Source organism: uncultured Helcococcus sp. (assembly GCF_946998255.1).
Taxonomy (GTDB): Bacteria; Bacillota; Clostridia; order Tissierellales; family Peptoniphilaceae; genus Helcococcus.
This window is the reverse complement of the sequence record NZ_CAMPYN010000023.1, coordinates 1-17024: the sequence shown is the minus strand read 5'-3', so window position 1 is coordinate 17024 and position 17024 is coordinate 1. Positions and strand designations below refer to the sequence as shown.

General features: G+C 30.6%; 20 protein-coding genes and 1 pseudogene. 1 reads left to right on the top strand and 20 read right to left on the bottom strand.

The window, feature by feature from the left end; translation table 11 throughout:
• Positions 1–53 precede the first annotated feature (53 nt).
• Genes Q0U66_RS03145 through Q0U66_RS03135 form a run of 3 tightly spaced genes read right to left on the bottom strand, consistent with a single transcriptional unit; the run spans position 54 to position 2399 of the window.
• The gene (locus Q0U66_RS03145) at positions 54–854 is read right to left on the bottom strand and encodes a metal ABC transporter permease (RefSeq protein ID WP_297377379.1); all 801 of its coding nucleotides are present in this window, start codon (positions 852–854) and stop codon (positions 54–56) included.
• Positions 847–1515, bottom strand: coding sequence for a metal ABC transporter ATP-binding protein (locus tag Q0U66_RS03140; protein ID WP_297377377.1), 669 nt, complete (start codon positions 1513–1515; stop codon positions 847–849). The genes Q0U66_RS03145 and Q0U66_RS03140 overlap by 8 nt, the downstream gene beginning before the upstream one ends.
• A gap of 8 nt (positions 1516–1523) precedes the next feature.
• Positions 1524–2399, bottom strand: a complete 876-nt coding sequence (locus Q0U66_RS03135) for a zinc ABC transporter substrate-binding protein (RefSeq protein ID WP_297377375.1) — start codon at positions 2397–2399, stop codon at positions 1524–1526.
• A 119-nt stretch (positions 2400–2518) separates the two neighbouring features.
• Here Q0U66_RS03135 and Q0U66_RS03130 point away from each other — a divergent pair, with 119 nt between their 5' ends.
• Positions 2519–2920: a Fur family transcriptional regulator gene (locus Q0U66_RS03130; protein WP_297377373.1), complete on the top strand. Its 402-nt coding sequence runs from the start codon at positions 2519–2521 to the stop codon at positions 2918–2920.
• Between the two features lie 48 nt (positions 2921–2968).
• Here the strand turns inward: Q0U66_RS03130 and Q0U66_RS03125 are convergent, their stop codons facing one another.
• From Q0U66_RS03125 to Q0U66_RS03045, 17 genes and pseudogenes are all read right to left on the bottom strand, one after another.
• The gene (locus tag Q0U66_RS03125; RefSeq protein WP_297377371.1) at positions 2969–3595 is read right to left on the bottom strand and encodes a hypothetical protein; all 627 of its coding nucleotides are present in this window, start codon (positions 3593–3595) and stop codon (positions 2969–2971) included.
• Entirely contained in the window at positions 3573–5288 is a 1716-nt protein-coding gene (ptsP, locus tag Q0U66_RS03120; RefSeq protein ID WP_297377368.1) for a phosphoenolpyruvate--protein phosphotransferase, read from the bottom strand. The genes Q0U66_RS03125 and ptsP overlap by 23 nt, the downstream gene beginning before the upstream one ends.
• A gap of 50 nt (positions 5289–5338) precedes the next feature.
• A complete protein-coding gene (locus Q0U66_RS03115; RefSeq protein ID WP_103980957.1) occupies positions 5339–5599 on the bottom strand; it encodes an HPr family phosphocarrier protein in 261 nt (86 codons plus the stop codon).
• Between the two features lie 23 nt (positions 5600–5622).
• On the bottom strand, positions 5623–6627 hold the full coding sequence (locus Q0U66_RS03110) for a LacI family DNA-binding transcriptional regulator (RefSeq protein WP_297377365.1): 1005 nt from the start codon (positions 6625–6627) through the stop codon (positions 5623–5625).
• A 79-nt stretch (positions 6628–6706) separates the two neighbouring features.
• The gene (topA, locus tag Q0U66_RS03105) at positions 6707–8764 is read right to left on the bottom strand and encodes a type I DNA topoisomerase (protein WP_297377363.1); all 2058 of its coding nucleotides are present in this window, start codon (positions 8762–8764) and stop codon (positions 6707–6709) included.
• Positions 8765–8852: 88 nt separating this feature from the next.
• A complete protein-coding gene (gene dprA / locus Q0U66_RS03100) occupies positions 8853–9932 on the bottom strand; it encodes a DNA-processing protein DprA (protein ID WP_297377361.1) in 1080 nt (359 codons plus the stop codon).
• Positions 9933–10292: a YraN family protein gene (locus tag Q0U66_RS03095; protein ID WP_297377359.1), complete on the bottom strand. Its 360-nt coding sequence runs from the start codon at positions 10290–10292 to the stop codon at positions 9933–9935.
• On the bottom strand, positions 10261–10911 hold the full coding sequence (locus tag Q0U66_RS03090) for a ribonuclease HII (protein WP_297377357.1): 651 nt from the start codon (positions 10909–10911) through the stop codon (positions 10261–10263). Before Q0U66_RS03090 ends, Q0U66_RS03095 begins: the two co-directional genes overlap by 32 nt.
• 51 nt (positions 10912–10962) lie before the next feature.
• Positions 10963–11841: a ribosome biogenesis GTPase YlqF gene (gene ylqF / locus Q0U66_RS03085; protein WP_297377354.1), complete on the bottom strand. Its 879-nt coding sequence runs from the start codon at positions 11839–11841 to the stop codon at positions 10963–10965.
• A 52-nt stretch (positions 11842–11893) separates the two neighbouring features.
• Positions 11894–12241, bottom strand: a complete 348-nt coding sequence (gene rplS / locus Q0U66_RS03080) for a 50S ribosomal protein L19 (protein ID WP_297377352.1) — start codon at positions 12239–12241, stop codon at positions 11894–11896.
• A 2-nt stretch (positions 12242–12243) separates the two neighbouring features.
• A complete protein-coding gene (gene trmD / locus Q0U66_RS03075; RefSeq protein ID WP_297377349.1) occupies positions 12244–12939 on the bottom strand; it encodes a tRNA (guanosine(37)-N1)-methyltransferase TrmD in 696 nt (231 codons plus the stop codon).
• Positions 12939–13424 carry a ribosome maturation factor RimM gene (rimM, locus tag Q0U66_RS03070; RefSeq protein WP_297377347.1) on the bottom strand — a complete coding sequence of 162 codons (486 nt, stop codon included), beginning with the start codon at positions 13422–13424 and terminating at the stop codon, positions 12939–12941. The genes trmD and rimM overlap by 1 nt, the downstream gene beginning before the upstream one ends.
• Complete coding sequence (locus Q0U66_RS03065) at positions 13411–13656, bottom strand: KH domain-containing protein (protein ID WP_297377345.1); 246 nt, start codon at positions 13654–13656, stop codon at positions 13411–13413. Before Q0U66_RS03065 ends, rimM begins: the two co-directional genes overlap by 14 nt.
• Positions 13657–13888: 232 nt before the next feature.
• Positions 13889–14119 (bottom strand): annotated as a pseudogene (gene rpsP, locus Q0U66_RS03060) (30S ribosomal protein S16); the annotation flags it as partial.
• 11 nt (positions 14120–14130) lie between these two features.
• Positions 14131–15471, bottom strand: a complete 1341-nt coding sequence (ffh, locus tag Q0U66_RS03055; RefSeq protein ID WP_297377381.1) for a signal recognition particle protein — start codon at positions 15469–15471, stop codon at positions 14131–14133.
• 7 nt (positions 15472–15478) lie between these two features.
• Positions 15479–15817 (bottom strand): YlxM family DNA-binding protein, encoded by a 339-nt coding sequence (gene ylxM / locus Q0U66_RS03050; protein WP_297377343.1) that lies wholly within the window; start codon positions 15815–15817, stop codon positions 15479–15481.
• A 78-nt stretch (positions 15818–15895) separates the two neighbouring features.
• The coding region (locus Q0U66_RS03045; RefSeq protein WP_297377341.1) for a Xaa-Pro peptidase family protein at positions 15896–17024 on the bottom strand (1129 nt) is incomplete at its 5' end.

Below are 17024 nucleotides of genomic sequence, written 5' to 3'. Positions count from 1 at the left end.
AGAAAAAAGGTGATGTGCAGACTAAATTTAACTAATCTGCAACACCACCTTTTCTATATTTTTTTCGATTTAATACTTGAATATAATATTGTAACTAGCAAGCCAAAGACCGATATCATTATAATACTTCCTCCAGGTTTTAATTGTAAGTAATAAGCCATAGTCAAGCCTAAAAAGAAATAAATCATTCCAAAGGCTACTGATAAAATTGCAGTCCCTTTATAATTTTTACCTAAGATCATTGCTGTAGCTACTGGTAAGACCATTAGTGATGAGATAATAAGTATCCCAACTATCCTTGATGATAAGGCTATAGTCAAGGCCAATAGCAAGGTAAAGAGATAATCATTTTTCTTTATATTAACTGACGCTAATCTAGCAGAACTTTTGTCAATGGATATAAACATTAACCCATAATAGGTATAGATATAGGCTACTATAACTAATAAAGACAAGGCAATAATCATAATGATATCTGTTTTCGATATAGCTACTAGAGAACCAAATAAATATGATTCAAAATTTTGAGCTCCAAGTATAAAGTCTGACAATATTGATGCTAGACCTATACCAAAACTCATGATAATTGCTGTTGCCATATCTCCATTTTTAGGAAATTTTGACCTAATAAATTCTATTGAAAAGGCAGATAATATACTTACAATTATCGCACCAACTATCGGATTAATACCTAAGATTACCCCTAAAAATATACCACTAAGACTTGTATGACTTAAGGCGTCACCAACTGTAGAAGTCCTTCTATTTACAACTACAGTTCCCATCAAGGGTATAACTATTGAAATAAAAAAGCCCACCAAAAAGGCCCTTCTCATAAAACTGTAACTAAACATTTTCTAATAACTCTTTCTCTTTTAACATATACTTCTTATAATTAAATTTGTCTAAATTATCACTTTCATGGGTTACCAAAATAATAGTAAGGTCATGGTGGATATGTAAGTGATTTATTAAATCATAAAAATCTTCTTTACTTTCCCTGTCTACACCTACTGTTGGTTCATCAAAAATCAAGACTTCAGGATTGTGGACCATAGCTTTTGCTATCATAACTCTTTGTTTTTGCCCACCGGATAGAGTATTGAAGTCTCTATCTGCTAAATCTTCCAATTTAAAAGACTTTATAATATCCATAACTTGTCTTTTATGCCTTGGCTTAGGTAGGTTAAAGAAATTAAATTCTTGATAAAGGTTAAGTAAGATCATTTCCTTTACTGAAATAGGAAAATTGGTTGAATTATCTCTTGATATTTGTGGTACATACCCTATCCTTTTCCAGTCTGAAAATTCTTTTATATTTTGTCCAAAAAGTTCAATTTCACCCTTAAAATTAGTAAGCTCACCAATTAATAATTTTAATAGTGTAGATTTACCACTACCATTATTTCCCATTAAAATTACAAAATCATTTTTATTTATAGTTAAATTTATATTACTAAGAACTAAATCATTCTCATATGAGAATGATAAGTCTTTGAATTTAATTATTTCCATTATATATCCTATTCAAATGAAGTTACTAGATTTTCTAGATTCATTTCTAGTAACTTTATATAGTCCATACCATCATCTACATCTTTTTGAGTGATTACTTCTAAAGTTGATATTGGTAATACTTTACCATTAACTTCTTCAGCTACAGTTTGTGCTATCTTATCACTTTGACCATATTCATAAAAGACAGTGTTGATATTTTTATTTTTCATAATATCAACTATTTCTTTCATACGGGCTGCATTTGGCTCATTAACCGAGTTTATACCTTCTATCCCCACTTGTTCTAAATCATACTCCTGTAATAAGTAATTAAAGGCTGCATGAGGTGCTATAAAGGCCCTACCCTTGTATTTGCTCAATTCTTCATCGTATTTCTTTTCAACTGTTTTAAATTCTTCTAAAGCTTTTTGGTAATTTTCATTATAATAAGCTTCATTTTTCTTATCTAGTTCTATTAATTTATCCTTTATTTTTTCTAGCATAAGCTGTGGATTTTTTACTGATAACCATGTATGAGGATCTGTATGACCATCAACTTCGATTAAATCTAGATCTTCAGATAAGTCTAGGACTTGCAAGTCAGGTTGACTACTTTTAATTTGGTCAATCCAACCTTCAAAACCTGCTCCATTTATTGCTAGCAAGTCAGACTTAGAAATATTTTCCATATCCTTTATACCAGGTTCAAAAGAATGGGCATCACCAGTTTGTGTTAAGTTGTTAACTTCAACCTTGTCCCCACCAACTCTTTTTATTAAGTCATAAACCGGGAAAAATGATGCTACAACATTTATTTTTTCATTGTCTTTATTATTACTACTTGTACATCCGGTAATTACTAGCACTAGGGCTAATAAGATCATATAAACTTTCTTTTTCATCATATTCCTTTCTTTCTAATGAGAATCATTACCAATTAATTATACAAGATATATGACTTTTGTCAATGGATTATTGAAATCTAAGTCTTATGTAGTATAATGATAATGAGGTGATAAGTATGAATATATTAAAAAAACATGGTCTAAAAGAAACAAAAACTAGAGTAGAAATATTGGAACTTTTAGAAAAAGAGACTTTATTAAATGCGGAACAAATATTTGAAAGACTACAAGACAGCAAGGTAAAAATTTCTTCAATTTATAGGAATCTTGCAACTTTTACAGATGAAAATATTCTTATTAGAACTGTAGGTTTAGATAATATATCTTACTATCAATTAAACACCGATGATCATGTCCACCAAATTGTATGTGAAGAATGCGGAAAGGTTGACATAGTAGACCATGGGCCTTTAATGGAAATTGAAAGAGATATTGAAGAAAAAACAGGTTTTACTATTACTTCTCATAGTTTTGAATTCTCAGGTTTATGTGAGGAATGTACAAAACACCATCATTAATACTATAAATCTAAAAAAGCTCCTATCCAATTGGATAAGAGCTTTTGCTTATTCTAACCATTTAGGTTTTATTAATGTAAAATCGTCGTAAGAGTCAAATATAAATTCAATTATAGCTTCATATTTTTCTTTATCTTCCTTGTTATTTAACTCAGACATACCATCAATTAAATCAATAGTAAATTTAGCTGTATAATAAGTAAATAGTTTATAAAATTTTATATTGAACTTATTATCATTTATCTTATTTACAAGAACCTTAGCTAAATCTTTATTTACATAGGCTATTATATTTAAATCAAGATAATCAACTATCTTATCTGAAAATTTATCCGATTTTTCGAAACTAATGTTAAAATTATCATCAAAATCAGAAGCTATTATGGATGAATCTTTTATAGACCTTGAAACAATCCTATCTTTTAATAAATGAATATTTTCATTTATATAATCTATGAGTATATAATCTTTAAGTCCTTGTTTCTTTATAAGGCCATGTCTATAAAGACTATAGTTTTTGTCAATGATATATTCATCCATCCAATTTATATCTGAGTCTTTCTCAATATGGATATCTGATAGACTCTGACAAATATTGTCAGATAATCTATCAATTTCTTCTCCATTTAAGTTTTTAATTTTTTTGAGAAAATTACTCTGTAACAAAGTTGTCATTGTGGTCCTTTAAGGTTTTTCTTATTTGACTTACATCATCCATTGCTAAAATTTCTTCTGCAAATTTTTCTGCTTCTGCAAGATTAGAATTATTGATAATAGCCTTTACTTGACCAACCTTTGATCCTACAACTGAAAATTCATCTAAGCCTAAACCTAGTAAAATATATGTTGCCATTGTGTCGGATGACATTGAACCACACATACCTGTCCATTTACCATGTCTATGTGATGCATCAATAACTTGTTTTATAGCTCTCAATACTGCTGGATTGAAGTAATCATATAAGTGGGAAATCTTATCATTTCCTCTATCTACTGCAAGTATATATTGGGTTAGGTCATTTGTACCAATACTAAAGAAATCAGCATGTTTAATTAATTCATCTGCTACAAATACTGAAGCTGGTGTTTCAACCATGATACCTACTTCGATATCTTCGTCAAATTCTACACCTTCTTTTCTTAATTCTTCTTTGTATTCTTCCAAATGAGCTAATACAGTTTTAATTTCGTTAACTGAAATAATCATTGGTAATAGAATTTTAACATTACCAAAGGCTGATGCTCTAAGTATAGCTCTTAGTTGTGTTCTTAAAATATCTGTTCTATCGAATTGAACTCTTAAAGCTCTCCACCCTAAGAATGGATTTTCTTCTTTTGGAAACTCGAAGTAGTCTAAGCCCTTATCCCCACCTATATCTAAGGTTCTAATAATTAATGGTTTTTCGCCCAATAATTCTGCAGCTTCTTTATATACTGCAAATTGTTTTTCTTCTGATGGGAAGTCATTTGAATCCATATATAGAAATTCTGTTCTAAATAGACCTACACCTTCTGCACCTTCTTCAATAGCATCTTTTAGGTCACTGATACCACCGATATTTGAAACAACTTCTAATGCTTTTCCATCTTTTGTTTTTGCTTCTTGGAATTTATATTTTTCAGCTAATTCCTTGTCAGCCTTAATGGTTTCAAATTTTTCTTGGTATTCTTTAACTGTAGCTTCGTCTGGATCAGTAATGATTACACCTTCTAAAGCATCTAAGATTATAAAGTCTCCACTTTTAACCTTACTTGTGATATCATTCATACCAACAACTGCAGGTATACCTAAAGTTTGGGCTATGATTGATGAATGTGATGTTTTACCACCTAAATTCATAGCCAATCCTAATACATGGTCCTTGTCCATTGTTGATGTATCTGTAGGTGTGAGTTCTTCAGCGACAATGATGTAATCATCATCTAATGTAGAAAGAGTTTTTGGTTGTACATTTTTTAACTTGTACATTATATTTTCACCAATATCTCTGTAGTCAGCGGCTCTTTCACTTAGGTATTCATCATCCATCATTTCAAAAACAATAGCCATTTCATTGATAGCACTATCTAAGGCTAATTCAGCATTGTTTAAGTCATTAGAAATCTTTCCCGTAACCATTTCTAATAAGGCAGGGTCTGTAACTAACTCAATATGAGCATCTCTAACGCCAGCTTCAGCATCACTTGTAACAACCCTATTTTCTAAGTCTAACTTATAAGCTTCTATAGCTTCAGTTACTGATTTGATTTCAGCATCTACTTGATTTGCTTGTATACTTTCTTGATTAATAATAAGCTCGGCTTTCTCAAATAAATAAACCTTGCCCATTGCAACTCCATCTGAAGCAGCAATTCCTTTAAATCTCATAGTACTCTCCTTTAAAAAAAGGGATACATAAGTATCCCTCTTTTGTTTTATTAGTCAGTTAAGTTTTGAATGAATTCAACTACTTTTTCTACATGTTCTTCTTCATTTTCACCAGTAACTTTAACTGTTACTTCTGTGTCTTTAGATATTCCAAGACTCATTACTGAGAAGATACTCTTTGCATTCGCAACTTTACCATCTTTGATTAATTCAACTTCACCAGGTATTCCCTTTACAAATTGAACTAAAGCTGCTGCTGGTCTTGCATGTAGACCTGTTTCGTTTAATACTGTAACTTTCTTTTCTGCCATATTATCCTCCAATTATTTATTTTTTATTTTTTTACTGTATCCCTATCAACTATTTGATAGCCTAGGTTTACAGATTTATCAACATTTTCATCGCCGCCAATGATTTTTATAAGGAGTCTTACAGCGATAGCTCCTATATCATAATAAGGTAGTCTTACTGTACTTAAGGCTGGCCTATATAAATGAGCTATTTCTGAATCACCAAATCCTGTTATTGAGAATTTGTCGGGTACAGAAATATTGTTATCATAACAATATTGCAAAGCACCTATTGCTAACCTATCAGTTTCAAACATTATTGCTGTAACTCCGTTGCTTTCAAGCTTATTGATATTTTTTTCCATAAATTTATAGGCTTGGTCAACTTCATTTTCATCAACAGTATAAACCCAATTATTGATTGACTTATCATCAACTCTTTCTAAGAATCCTGATTCCTTTTCTTGACTAGCGTGGAAGGCGCCTTTAACTTTTACATATGCTAAATTTTTATGATTATTAGTAATTAAATAATCTGTTAATTCATACATAGCCTTTGTATAGTCAACAGTAACTGTTTGGAAATCATTGTCACTATAATAAGAGTCAAGTAAAATATATGGTATATTATGGTCTCTTATCAGATATAATACTTCATTATTTATTTTTTCTGATATAACAACTATACCTTCAACTTGCTTAGAAGATAAAAATTCAACCGCATTTTTTTGAGTTTCAAAGTTACCGAAAGTTGAATAAAGCAAGATATCATACTTATATAACTTACTTATTTCATCTATCCCCCTAAGATATTGGGCCATATAATTATACCCCATATCATCCAAAATAATACCTAAGGTATTGGATTTTTTCATAACTAAGGATCTAGCTAATTCATTAGGTTTATAACCCAATTTTTCGATAGCTCTATTTACCGCTTCTGTTTTTTCTGGTGAAACTTTTCTGGTTCCATTTATAACTCTTGAAACTGTTGAAATAGATACTCCAGCAAGATTTTTTACGTCTTCCATAGTTGGTTTTCTAGACATAAAAACCTCCTTATTAACCTTTTAATTAATTTTAACATAAATAACCTTTTCATACAATAGACTTAATATTCAAATTGTATTACTTATTAGTTTCACAGTCTGGGTTATTACATAAAATAGCATCAGTATTTCTATTTTTTCTGTGTACCATTAGGTCGCCACATTTGTCACATATCTCACCAGTTGGTTTGTCCCAAGAAGCCCAATCACATTTTGGATAATTTGAACATCCGTAAAAGATCTTACCTCTTTTGGATACCTTTTCTACAATATCTCCACCATCTTTTGGACATTTGATTCCTAGTGATTTAACAATACTTCTTGTATATTTACATTCTGGGAAATTTGAACATCCGATAAACTTACCATTTCTTCCCGATTTTTCTAATAATTCATGGCCGCATAAAGGACATTTTTCATTGATAGCTTTGTCTTTGATAGCGAATTCATCTTTATTAGCTTTTAAAGCATTATCTAGATTAGGTTTAAATTTATCATAAAATTGGCTAATTAAAACTTTCCATTCAATCTCATCTTCTTCAATACTATCAAGCTTGTTTTCTAAATCTGCTGTAAATTTTTTATTAATAACTTCTTCAAAATATTCTTGTAAAAGATCATTAACTTTAAAACCAACCTCTGTTGGTAATAAGGATTTCTGTTCAAAGTTTACATAATTTCTAGATAGCAAGGACCTAATAATTGATGAATAGGTAGATGGTCTTCCTATACCGTTTTTTTCTAATTCTTTTACTAAAGAAGCTTCTGTATATCTTGCTTTAGGCTTTGTAAAGTGTTGGTTCTTTTCTATCTTTTCATGGCTAAATTTATCGCCAATTTCCATATCTGGTAGTTCTATTGTCTGATCATTTATAGACCATACTTTTGTAAATCCATCAAAAACTATTATAGAACCATTAGCCCTAAATATATGGTCGGCATTTTTTATATCATATCTTGTAGAAAGGTATTCTGAAGCCTTCATTTGAGATTGAAGGGTTCTTTCCCAAATCAACCTATATAATTTGAATTGATCTTTGGTCAAATATTTTTCTATACTTTGTGGAGTCCTATTTATAGAAGATACTCTTACAGCTTCGTGAGCATCTTGGCTATTGGATTTTTTCTTACTATAAGACCTTCCTGATGAAGCATATTTGGCACCAAAGTTTTCTTTTATATAGGCAAGTGATTCACCTATTATAGAGCTTGATAAACGTGTTGAGTCTGTTCTCATATAGGTAATTAAACCTACAGATCCACTACCAACATTTATACCTTCATATAGTTGTTGGGCTACAGACATGGTTTTTGAAGTAGTAAAATATAATCTCTTTGCTGCTTCTTGTTGTAAGGTTGAAGTTGTAAAAGGCTGATAAGGATTTCTCTTTCTTTTACTTACATTTTTATCTATAACTTCATATTCTTTTCCTAATGAATTTATAATTGTATCAGCTTCTTTTTCATTGGAAATTTTTACTTCTTCTAATTTATCTTTTGCATATTTACCATAATAAGCGGCAGAAAAATCTTGTTTATCTACTTTAGCATCCATAATTATAGACCAGTACTCCTTTGGAATGAAATCTTTAATCTCATTTTCCCTGTCTATAATTAATTTTAAGGCAACTGACTGTACCCTACCAGCGGAAAGACCGCTTTTAACTTTTTTCCATAGAATAGGAGATAATTCATATCCAACAATCCTATCTAAAACTCTTCTCGCCTGTTGGGCATCTACTAAATTTAAATCTATTTTCCTAGGATGTTTCATGGCATCTAGGACTGCTTCTTTAGTAATTTCATTGAATACAACCCTATTTTTATCTGATAAACTTAAATCTAAAATATATGCTAAATGCCAAGCTATTGCTTCACCTTCCCTATCAGGGTCAGATGCTAAGAAAACATTTTCTGCCTTGCTAGCTTCCTTTTTTATTTCATTTATTATTTTTGCCTTACCTCTTACATTTATATATTGAGGTTCAAAATTGTCTTCTATGTCTACACCAAACTTACTCTTAGGCAAATCTCTTAAATGCCCAATTGAAGCCATAACCTTGTAATTTCTTCCAAGAAATTTACTTAAGGTTTTAGCCTTAGTTGGTGATTCAACTATTACTAAATTCTTTGCCATAATTACCCCTTTTCATCCATAACTTAAAATTCATAATATCATAAATCTGTTTATTTACAAATATTTAAAAGCTAGATACTAACTTTTATTATCTGGAATAATAATTAGCATCTAGCTTATTTATCAGCTTTTTATTTTCTAAATTAAATAATGATTGGTAAATTTCTGATATATTATAAGATGTTAAATTTGATATATCATTTACACTTAAAATCTTGTCTTCAAGTAAAGCATAAATTTCTTGGTCAATCTTTTTATCTAATTTAATTTGTTTCATTTCATTTATCTTCCTTATTTCATTAATATAAGGAATTTCATTTATTATATCTTCAGCAGATTGTATCAGTTTTGCACCATTTTTTATTAATTGGTTGGTTCCTTGTGAATTTAAGGCGTTTATATTGCCTGGTATGGCATAAACCATCCTATTTTGCTCTAAGGCATACTTGGCTGTTATTAATGATCCAGATTTCTCCTGGGCTTCAACCACTAAGGTGCCAAAGGCTAAGGCTGATATGATTCTATTTCTAAAAACAAAGTTTCTTTTAATAGGATTTGTGTCCAAAGGAAATTCTGATATTAAGAGCTCATCATTCATTAGGTCATATAGGTCATTATTTGACTTAGGATACCTTATTTCTAAAGATGAAGCCAAAACCCCTATGGTCGGTATTTTATTGTCTATGGCTGCTAAATGAGCAAACCTATCAATACCCAAGGCCATACCAGAAACTATTTGCACATCATAATCAGCTAATTCTTTAACTATTTTTTCAACCGCCCATTTACCATATTCTGAGGACTTTCTATTTCCAACTATGGCCAAAATATTATCTAATCTTTTAGGAAATTTACCTTTGTAATATATAATAGCTGGCGCATCGTAAATATTTAATAAATTTTGAGGATAGTTTTTATCAACTATAGTTAGATAATTTATTGATAGACTATAAAGCTTATCATTTATATAATCAGCATTGAAAGAATCAAGCATATCCTCTAAAATTTTTCTTTCCCTATCATTAAAGAAAAACAAGGTTTTTATCATATGCTTTTTTATATTTATCAGCTTATAAATATTTCCATCTGATACTAGGTTAATAATCTTCAAATTTGTGATTCTACATATATTTAAAAATAGTATTGCTTCCCTTAAGTTTCTTATCATTTAGACCTCGAAAGCATTTTCTATATGTACAATTTGCCTAGTATCCCAATAACATTCAATAATATCAAACCTTATATCGTAATCATAAAGATGATATTCCGATACAATTTCCTTGGTTAATTTAATAATCTTATTTTGCTTTTGTAGGTTAACTGATTCTCTAGCTAGTATATCAGGATTAAATCTTCTTGTTTTTACTTCAACAATAACTATTAAATCATCAATCCCTGCAACTATATCTATTTCTGCATAAGATTTATGATAATTACGTAGTAAGATCTCATATCCCAAGGACATAAGATACCTACAAGCTATTTCTTCTCCTAATTTACCCCTTATTAAGTTCTGATTTTTTCTCATAATACTTTTTCATAAAGCTTTTCCTATGGATTTCTGAAATGCCATATTCATCTATGGCTAAATAGTGTTTTTTAGTTCCATAACCTTTATGATTTTCAAAGCCATATCCAGGATAATCTTTACTATATTGGATCATAATATCATCCCTATATATTTTAGCTAAAATAGACGCACAAGCTATTGAATAGACCTGGTCATCACCTGAAATAATAGATATTTGATCAATATCTGTATCTATTGTCTCAGCGTCTATCAAGGCTAGATCTGGTTTTATAGGTCTTCCTTCCTTATTAGATAAACTTTCCAAAGCATTTTTCATAGCTAAATGAGTTGCTTCTTTTATATTTATTTCATCAATAATGGTGTGATCTACAATACCAAATCCGATTGCTAAAGAGTTTTCCTGAATTAACTTTGCTAACTCCCTCCTTTTTTTATCGGTTAATTTTTTGGAATCTTTAATTCCTTCTATTTTCTCATCACCCATTATTACTGCACAAGCTACAACTGGACCAGCTATAGGTCCCCTACCAACTTCATCTATGCCACAAACTCTCTCATATTCGCTAGCATATTTTTCTAATATATCTACTTGGTCTCTTTTAAGTTTTAATATCATAGCAACTCCATTATATACTAATTACAAATTTAAAAACTGTCAGAATTATGACTATTTCTTAATACTTTTTTCAATCATCATCTCTATATCATCAGCACTTTCTAATGTAATCCTACCCAGTCTTAACTTCCTAAAGTCATCAAGGATTATATTAGAGACTTTGAAATAATCAATTTCTTGTCCTCTAAGCATGGAACCTGTTTTTATAGCTATTTGGTCCATTATCTCTAAAGTTTCTTGACTAGCATCTACCTTATACCTATTCTCTAATGCAGCTGGATCAAGATCTTTTAATTTTTTGATAAATTCAAAGGTTAAATCTTCTATTTCTAAAACTTCATCCTTAATAGAGCCAGTGAAGGCTAAGTTTCTAGCATTGTCATACAAGTCTAACTTAGGCCATAAAACACCTGGTGTATCCAACAATAGAAGATCACTATCAGTCTTTATCCACTGGTTGCTTCTTGTGACACCTGGTCTATTTCCAACCTTCGCACCTTTTCTATTAGACAAATTATTTATAAATGTTGATTTACCTACATTAGGAATTCCTACAACCATCATTTTAATAGTCTTATTATCAATATTTTTTTCATATCTTCTATCAAATAAATCTTTTAGTATATCTTTAGCTTCACTATATATTTTTTTTGTAGACCTATCCTTTGTTGAGTTATATTCAACAACTTTAATACCTTGGTCATTAAAATACTGAACCCATTTTTTAGTTTCTACAGGATTTGCCATATCGACTTTATTTAATATAATCAGCCTAGCCTTATTATTTATTACCTTGTCAATCAAAGGATTTCTCGATGAAAAAGGAATCCTAGCATCGACTATTTCTGCTACAATATCAACTAATTTTAATGACTCTTTAATTTTATCAATAGATTTTTTCATATGGCCAGGATACCAATTTATACGCATATCTACCTCCTATTGAACAAAAAAAGGTCAGACTAAAGTCTGGCCTTTAATTTTAGTAATCTGTTTTTTCTCTTAATTTAGCAGCCTTACCTACTCTACCTCTTAAGTAGAATAATCTAGCTCTTCTTGCTTTACCCCTTCTTATTACTTTAACATCTTCAACTCTTGGAGAATGTAATAAGAATGTTCTTTCAACACCTACACCGTATGATAATCTTCTCACTGTGAATGTTTGTCTTACACCTTCACCTTGGATTTTAATAATTGTACCTTCAAATACTTGGATTCTTTCTCTTGAACCTTCTTTTATTCTGTAATCAACTTTTACTTGATCACCAACTGAAATTTCTGGTAATGAATCTTTCTTTTGTTCATTTTCAATTTGTCTTATGATTTCCATAATTATTCCTTTCTTATACTCTGAATATATTTTTCATATAAATCAGGTCTTTTCTTTTTAGTGTTTTCAATGCTACTATTTATTTGCCATTCTTCTATTAATTTATGGTTGCCAGAAAATAAGACTTCTGGTACCTTATATCCTAAATATTCTCTAGGTCTTGTAAAATGGTCATGTTGTAAAAGTATGTTATAGTGTGAATCTGTCTTATAGGAATCTTCATTTCCCAATACATCATCAACCAATCTAGTCACGGTATCTACTAAAACCATAGCTGGAATTTCTCCTCCAGTAAGCACATAGTCACCGATAGATATTTCTAAGTCTACAAAGTGATTTACTACTCTAGAGTCTATTCCCTCATAGTGGCCACATAGCAAGATCAAATGTTTATTATTAGATAAATCTATAGCCACTTCTTGGTTTAATTGTTTCCCTTGTGGGCTTAAAAATATAACTAATGATTCATCAGTTCTACAGTGGTTTATAGCATCTACAAGAGGCTGCATGGTCATAAGCATACCTGCCGACCCACCATAAACTTCATCATCAACTCTTTTATGTTTATCTTTTGAAAATTCTCTTATGTCTATAATATTTAATTCTAAAATATTTTTCTCTATAGCTTTTCCTATTACTCCATAAGAATATAAGAAGTCAAAAGACTTTGGAAAAAGAGTTAATATGTCTATTTTCATTACATACCTTCAATAAGTTTAACTTTTATAAACTTTTCTTCTAAATTTACTTCTAAAATAAATTCATCAACAGCTGGTATTAGTATTTCGCTTCCATCATTTGTCCTAACTAAGTATACATCATTAGCTAGGTACTCATAGATATCTTCTAAGACACCTATTTTTTCTTCTGAAGAATAAATATCTAGACCGATAAGATCTTTAATGTAATATTCATCTTCTTCCAAGTCAGCCAAATCATCTTCTTCTATATAGATATCCATGCCTTTAAATTTAAGAACATCATTTATATTGTCATAATTTTTGAACTTAACTATTGAGTAACCCTTATGAGATCTTACATTTTCTACTTCAAATTTTTCATCAGAATTTCCTATGTAATAGCTAACTCCTCTATCAAAACTTTCTTTAGAAAGTGTATCAATCTTAAGTTCACCTTTTATAGCATGGGTATTTATAATTTTACCAACCTTAATTTTGTTCATCTTTAGATTCAATAACTAAGTTTACTTTCTTCTCTTCTTTTATTGCAGCTGCTTTTAATATGGATCTGATTGAATTTGCAATTTTACCTTTTTTACCGATAATTTTACCCATATCATCAGGATGTACAAGTAATTTTATATCAACTACTCCACCCTCATTTTCCATCAAAACTTCAAGGTCTTGTGGATGATCCACTAAAGCTTTAGCAATATATTCAACGATTTGATTCATTTTATTATTCCGCGTCTTCTGTAACTTCTTCTGTAGCTTCTTCTACTTCTTCAGTTTCTTCTGCTCGTTCAGCTTCTTCTGCTGCCTTTGCTTCTGCTTCTGCCTTAGCAGCTTCTTCCTTAGCTTTTGCTTCTGCTTCTTCTCTAGCTTTTCTTCTTTCTTCAGCTTCTTTAGCTTTCTTTTCAGCTTCAGCTTGTTTCTTAGCTTCAACTTGTTTTGCTAAGTCTTCAAAGTCTGTCTTTAATAATCTAGCAACTGTTGTTGATGGTTGTGCACCAACTGATAACCAGTAGTCTACTCTTTCAGAATCAATCTTAAATACTTTTGGTTCTGAAATTGGGTTGTAGTATCCGATTTCTTCTATAAATTTACCATCTCTTGGTGATCTTTCGTCTGCTACTACTATTCTGTAAAATGGTCTCTTTTTAGCACCAATTCTTTTCATTCTAATTTTAACTGCCATATTTTTCTCCTTTAAAATCCTGGGAATTTAAACATTCCTCTTTTTTTCTTCATATTTTTGTTTAAGCCACCCATTTTTTTCATCATCTTTTTCGTTTCGTTAAATTGTTTCAACAATTTATTTACTTCACCTACTCCAGTACCAGATCCATTTGCAATTCTCTTTTTTCTAGAATTGTTTATAATGCTTGGTTTGGCTCTTTCTTCCATGGTCATGGATTTAATAATAGCTTCTATTCGATCAAATGTCTTAGGGTCGAAATTTAATCCGCCTAGCATCTTATTATTAACTCCAGGAATCATTTTTAATAAATCTTCCAAGGGTCCCATGTTTTTCATTTGTTCTAATTGTAATAAAAAATCATTGAAATCAAAGGTTTGTTTTCTTAATTTTTCTTCTAAATTTTTTGCTTGTTCAGCATCAAAGGCTTGCTCGGCTTTTTCTATTAATGATAAAACATCTCCCATTCCTAGTATTCTTGATACTAATCTATCTGGATGGAACTCTTCAAGGTCGGTCATCTTTTCACCAACCCCTATAAATTTAATGGGCTTATCAGTAACTGCTTTAATTGATAAGGCAGCACCACCACGAGTATCACCATCTAGCTTAGTCATTAAAATACCAGTGATATCTAATTTTTCATTAAAAGTTTCTGCAACATTTACAGCATCTTGACCAGTCATAGCATCCACTACTAATAATACTTCATCTATAGGTAAAGCTTTTTTAATAGAATTTAATTCTTCCATTAATTCTTCATCTATGTGGAGTCTACCAGCCGTATCTATGATAAGGACATCATTGAAATTCTTCTCTGCTTCTTTATAAGCTTTCTTAGCAATTTCAACCGGGTCAACCTTTCCTAATGAAAATACAGGTACATCTACTTGTTCACCAACTACTTTCAATTGGTCTATCGCTGCTGGTCTGTAAATATCCGCTGCTGCAAGCAAAGGCTTTTTACCTTTTTTCTTTAGATGTAGGGCTAATTTACCAGTTTGTGTTGTTTTACCTGCACCTTGAAGACCTACCATCATAATAACTGTTGGTGGCTTAGATGATGTCTTTAAGGATTGGTTATCATCACTCATCAGGTTAATAAGCTCTTCATTTACAATTTTTACAACCATTTGTCCAGGAGTAAGGCTGCTCATGACCTCTTGGCCAAGGGCTCTTTCCTTTACCTTTTTAACAAAGCTTTTTACAACCTTAAAGTTAACATCAGCTTCTAGTAAAGCTAGTCTGATTTCTCTCATGGCTTGGTCAATATCTTTTTCAGATAATTTACCCTTGCCTCTAAGGTTTGACATTAGGCTTTGCAATCTGTCCGATAAATTTTCAAACATAATGCACTCCTTATTTTAATTCTTGCTTGATTTGGAATATCAAGTCCATATATTCACTATATTGGTCATTTCCCAAATCATTTATCAATTTTTCTTCTAACTTATATATATAGTCTTGAAGCTTATTTAGCTTAGCAACTAGGGCTAATTTATTTTCGTAATCCAATAAGATCTTTTCAGATCTTTTTATTGTTTCAGAAACACTTTGTTTGCTAACACCTTGAAGGTCTGCAATTTCAGTCAAAGATAAGTCTTCATTATAATATAAGTCGATTGCTTCTGCTTGTTTATCTGTCAGTAATTTTCCATAGTAGCTATATAAGATACTAATAATTACATTCTTTTCCATTTCTTCTCCTGTCAAGGTTTTTCATTGACAAGTTATATAATAGCAAATCCATAGCTTTGAGTCAAATTTAAATTTAATTTATTTTCTTTTTTCAAATTCTAAATAGTGAGGACTTCTATGGGATAAAACTTCAGCTCCATCTTTAGTTACTAAAATCATATCTTCTATGTTAAATCCACCAAATCCACTTATATACAAGGGAACTTCAACACATAAAATCATATTTTCTTTTATAGTATCATGGTTATCCTTGTTTATAACCGGATATTCTGCAGTTTGTGGCCCCAAGCTTATACTGTGGCCTAGGTGCCCTCTAGTGTAGTTTGGTATCGACTCTCTTACTTGGTTAAATCCAAGATTAAATAAATCGCTAAATTTCATGCCAACTTTTATACTTTTTATCATATTTTGTTGGGCTTGGTATAAGATATCTTTGATTTCCACCAATAATGGATCTGCATCAGGCATTAGCCATGATCTTGAAAAATCAGTAGTGTAAAAATCAAAGTCTGCATTGACTCCACCATCAAATCTAATAGAATGATTATTTTCCAACACCTTATCAGTTGGTCTACTTAGTCTTGAACTATTTTCACCAAAACCAATCATTGTCCACCCGCTAGGTAAAAATCTTCCATCTTCAAATATGCTTGACTTATAGACATCTAGTAGGTCCTTTTCTTTCACACCTACTTTTACATGTTTACTCATTTCTAACAAGGCCTTATCTTGTACTTCAACCATATTTCTAAAGATTTGAACTTCTTCAGCAGTTTTTACTGACCTTGCCTTAATAAATAGATCGCTAATATTTATCAAGTTAGCATGTGGGAATCTTTTCTTAATTTCTTCTATATATGTCGCTGTTATAAAGTCAAGTTCTATTCCTAAATTATATTTTCCCTTATCTTCATACTCGCTTAAGTGGTCCTGGATAATATCTAAACTAGATTTGAAATCATATGATGGTTCTAGTTTTTTCTCAATTTCTTCTTTATTTTTTAGCCCTACCCATGTTGTGTATGAATCTAAGACAATCTCGTCATTAAGATTTTCAAATGTCGCATTTTCATAATCCATTGTAGTCAAAATCATTTTATCGTTATGGTCTTTTATAATAAGACCTGCAAAATTTGGATTTCTAGAAACGGTTAGTTGGTTTGGTGTTAATCCACTTAAATAGTAAATATTTTCCGGTGAATTAACT